Here is a 4,292-nt window from a genome sequence, read left to right as displayed (position 1 = left end):
GGTGGACCGCCAGGAGGTACAGCAACTCCGCATGCCGGGGGCTCAGTTCCCGGGCCCAGGAGCCCGCTTCGCCGATCACCTCCACCGACCAGTGCCGCGCCTGCCTGAGGTCCAGTACGATCCTGGCCGGGCCGCGCGGCCCCGGCTCGTCGTCGGCCACCCGCAGCAGCCAGCCCCCGGCCAGCGGCTCCACCGAGCACAGCCCGAGCGCCGGCAGCCATCTCGGGCCCGCCGACAGCGACTTCGGCAGCGCCACGCGCCGCGCGTACGGCATCCCGCTGACCGCGGCGGTCCAGCCGTCCGGGTCGACGACCAGGGCGCGGCCGCCGAGCCGGGCCAGCACCGGCGCCGCCACCGCCCGCAGCCGCTCCAACGACTCCGTGTGCATCTCCCGCAGCCGGGCCTCGGCGAGTTTGGCCACCGAACCGACCCAGGAGAGCGTCGCCGGATGCATCGTCTCCAGCGGGCCGCTCACGTCCACCACGCCGAGCAGCCGGCCGTCCCGCGGATCCGTCAGGGGAGCGCCCGCACAGGTCCAGCCGGCCTGGGAGCGCACGAAGTGCTCGGAGGCGAAGACCTGCACAGGTCGGCGCACCACCGCCGGAGTGCCCAGACCGTTCGTGCCGACGACGTCCTCACGCCAGTCCGCGCCGAGTTCGAAGCCCAGTCCGTCCGCCTTGCGCAGCACCGGCGGACTGCCCTCGCGCCACAGCACCCGGCCGTCCCCGTCGGCCACCACCATGATGTGGTGCGCGACGTCGGCCGCCGCCAGCAGTCCCTCCCGCAGTACCGGCAGGACATGGCGCAATACCGTCGTCTCGCGCCGCCGCTGCACCTCCTCGCGGGAGAGCGGATCCGCCCGGACGTCGTGGTCGGGATCGACACCGCTGCGCATCATCCGCTCCCAGGACCGCTCGATCACCGGACGCGGCGCCACCGGAGCGGGCTGCCCGGCCAGCCGGGCGGAACGCACCTGGCTGAGGACCCGGGCCGCACGCGTGCTGTCCACGGCGGCCAAGTGCCTGACGTCCATCCGCGTGCGCCCCCCCGAGTCGCTTTTGACTGTGCGTCTCATAGTGCCGTCTGCCCCGGGGACGCGTGCACAGTCCGCACGCAGTCAGCAGCAAGTTGCAACCCCCTGCAACCCTGGTGGACGGCCCGGCCATGTCTGAAGCTTGAGCGGCGCCGTGCCGAGCGGCGTTCAGTGGCTCGAACGGGCCAGTGCTGCGGGGGTGGTGCCGTGTCGGCGCAGCACCACCCCCGCTCAACGCGTACGCGTGAAGCGCAGTCCGGATCAGGACACCGGACGGGCCCGCTCCACCACCGACGCCAGGTCCAGCGTGTGCGGCAGCGTCCCGAACGCGGCGCCCGCGTCACCCCCGAGCCGCCCCGCGCAGAACGCGTCGGCGACCTGCGGTGGCGCGAAGCGGACCAGCAGCGAACCCTGAAGGACCAGCGCGAGCCGCTCCGCCAGCCGCCGGGCCCGCCCCTCCACGCCGTCCAGGTCGGCCAGTTCGGTCAGAAGATTCTTGATGGCCGCGTCGAGGCGGTGATCGGCGCCGCGCGCCTGCCCGACCTCCCGCAGATACGCGTCCAGCGCGCCCGGCTCCCGCTGCAAGGCCCGCAGCACGTCCAGCGCCTGCACGTTGCCCGCGCCCTCCCAGACCGAGTTCAGCGGCGACTCGCGCACCAGCCGCGGCATCCCGGACTCCTCCACGTACCCGTTGCCGCCGAGGCACTCCGCCGCCTCCACGGCAACCGGCGGGCAGCGCTTGGTCACCCAGTACTTGGCGGCCGGCACCGCGATCCGCAGCAGCGCCCGCTCCTGCTCGCCGCCGTCGTCACAGGCCGCCGCGAGCCGCAGCGCCAGGGTCGTCGCCGCCTCCGACTCGAGCGCCAGGTCGGCGAGGACGTTGCGCATCAGCGGCTTGTCGACGAGCTTCCCGCCGAACGCCTCGCGGTATGTGCAGTGGTGCACCGCCTGCGCCACGGCCTGCCGCATCAGCCCAGCCGAGCCGAGCACGCAGTCGAGCCGGGTCGCCGCGACCATCCCGATGATGGTGCGCACCCCGCGCCCCTCCTCGCCGACCCGGCGCGCCCAGGTCCCGTCGAACTCGACCTCGGCGGAGGCGTTCGACCGGTTGCCGAGCTTGTCCTTGAGCCGCTGGATCCGGAACACGTTGCGCGTGCCGTCCCGCAGCACCCGCGGCACCAGGAAACAGGTCAGTCCGCCCGGGGCCTGCGCCAGCACCAGGAATCCGTCGGACATGGGCGCCGAGCAGAACCACTTGTGCCCGGTCAGCTCGTACGTCCCGTCCTCGGCGAGGGGCCGCGCCGACGTGGTGTTCGCCCGGACGTCGCTGCCGCCCTGCTTCTCCGTCATGCCCATCCCGAACAGCGCCCCGGCCTTGAGGTGCGCGGGCCGCAGCTCACGGTCGTAGACCATGGACGTCAGCCGCGGCTCCCACTCGGCGGCCAGGTCCGGGTCGGTGCGCAGGGCGGGCACCGCCGCGTGCGTCATGGACAGCGGGCAGCCGTTGCCGGCCTCGACCTGCGTCCACACCAGGAAGGCGGCGGCCCGCCGCAGGTGCCCGGCCGGGCGGTCCCAGGCCGCCGTCAGACCGGCCGAGACACCCTTGCCGAGCAGCCGGTGCCAGGAGGGGTGGAACTCGACCTCGTCGACGCGGTTGCCGTACCGGTCGTGCGTGAGGAGGCGCGGTGGGTTCTCGTTGGCCAGCCTCCCCCACTCCTGCACCTGGGCCGAGCCGGAGGTCCGGCCGAGTGCCGCCAGCTCCCCGAGGACCTCCTCGCGCAGGTCCGGTTCCAGATGCCGCTCGACCGCGGCGGCCAGGGCCCGGTCGGCGGAGAAGACGTCGTACCCGACCAGCGGCGGGACCTGGTTCGTCACGGTGTGGGTGCTGCCTGCCATGGTGCGAACGTACCCCGGGGCGGCACCTTGGCACCCGGTGAACCCGGACCGGTCCGCGAAGACCCGGCCTGTGGGTGAGTGGGGCAGGGCACGGCGGCTACCGTTAGGGGGTGCAGCCAGCAAGTGAAACCCCCGACACGCCCTCCGGGCGCCTTCACCGGGCGCGGGCGCTCTACCGGAACGTCTCCAAACGCAGGACCGCCTGGCTGTTGGTCAAGGACACCGTCAACTCCTGCGTCGAGTACCGCATCCTCGGCCTCGCGGCCGAGGCCGCGTTCTTCACTCTGCTGTCGGTTCCGCCGCTGCTGCTGAGCATGATCGGACTGCTCGGCTACGTCGACGCCTGGACCGGCGCCGACACCATCGAGAGCCTCCAGACCAACCTCCTGGAGGCCTCCCGCACGGTCCTGTCCGACCAGGGCGTCCGCGAGATCGCCCAGCCGATCCTGCACGACGTGATGAAGGGCGGTCGGCCCGACGTCATCTCCATCGGCTTTCTGTTCGCCCTCTGGTCGGGTTCCCGCGCGGTGAACGTCTTCATCGACACCATCACCGTGATGTACGGCCTGGACGGTGTCCGGGGCATCGTCAAGACCCGTCTGATGGCCTTCCTGCTGTTCATCGTGGCCCTGCTGATCGGCTCGATCGCGCTGCCGCTGATGGTGGCCGGGCCGGACGCCGTGGTGCGGATCGTGCCGTGGTCGACGACGGTCGTCCAGATCCTCTACTGGCCCACGGTGATCCTCCTGTCGATCGCCTTCCTGACGACGCTGTACCACGTGTCGGTCCCCGTCCGCTCCCCGTGGATCGAGGACGTGCCCGGCGCGCTCGTCGCCCTCGGCATGTGGGTGCTCGGCAGCTTCCTGCTGCGGATCTACCTGACCAGCACGGTCGAGGGCCCCACGATCTACGGCTCCCTCGCAGCGCCCGTCGCCGTGCTGCTGTGGATCGGTGTGTCCGCGTTCGCCGTGCTCGTCGGGGCCGCGGTCAACGCCGCCATCGACCGGGTCTGGCCGGCCGCCGCCACGGCCGCGGCCCGCGAGGCCAACGAGCGGCTGCGGCAGGCGCAGGTCGCCGAGTACGTGGCCCGCGCCGGCGCGGCGGGCGAGGCCGACCCCGACATGCCCTCCGAATTCCCGGAACGCTGGTCGCGCTTCCTGCCGCCGGAGGACGTGTCGGCCCGCCTGCGCACCCACGTGAAGAGCACCCACGTGAAGAACAGCCACGTGAAGGACAGCCATGTGAAGAACAGCCAGGTCAACGCCGAGGGACGGCCGCCCGAGGAGAAGTGACGGCCGCCGCCCTCGGGCTTCCAGGCCCCGCCGTGGCTTCCTCTCTCAGGCCTTCCAGGCCCCGCCCCGCC

Annotated in this window: 3 protein-coding genes; 1 reads left to right on the top strand and 2 read right to left on the bottom strand. The window is 72.7% G+C overall.

What is annotated here, in order from left to right; genetic code table 11:
• Both ABZ281_RS40070 and ABZ281_RS40065 read right to left on the bottom strand, forming a co-directional pair.
• The coding region (locus ABZ281_RS40070) for a GAF domain-containing protein (protein ID WP_356662903.1) at positions 1 to 1,033 on the bottom strand (1,033 nt) is incomplete at its 3' end.
• Between the two features lie 261 nt (positions 1,034 to 1,294).
• Positions 1,295 to 2,929: an acyl-CoA dehydrogenase family protein gene (locus ABZ281_RS40065; protein ID WP_356662902.1), complete on the bottom strand. Its 1,635-nt coding sequence runs from the start codon at positions 2,927 to 2,929 to the stop codon at positions 1,295 to 1,297.
• Between the two features lie 110 nt (positions 2,930 to 3,039).
• Between ABZ281_RS40065 and ABZ281_RS40060 the strand changes: the two genes are divergently transcribed.
• Positions 3,040 to 4,221, top strand: a complete 1,182-nt coding sequence (locus ABZ281_RS40060; RefSeq protein ID WP_356662901.1) for a YihY/virulence factor BrkB family protein — start codon at positions 3,040 to 3,042, stop codon at positions 4,219 to 4,221.
• Positions 4,222 to 4,292: the final 71 nt, after the last annotated feature.

Origin of the sequence: Streptomyces sp. NPDC006265 (genome assembly GCF_040613555.1) — a bacterium.
In the GTDB taxonomy this organism is placed as follows: Bacteria; Actinomycetota; Actinomycetes; order Streptomycetales; family Streptomycetaceae; genus Streptomyces.
The sequence above is the reverse complement of the archived record's forward strand: the minus strand, read 5'-3'. Positions and strand labels throughout refer to the sequence as shown.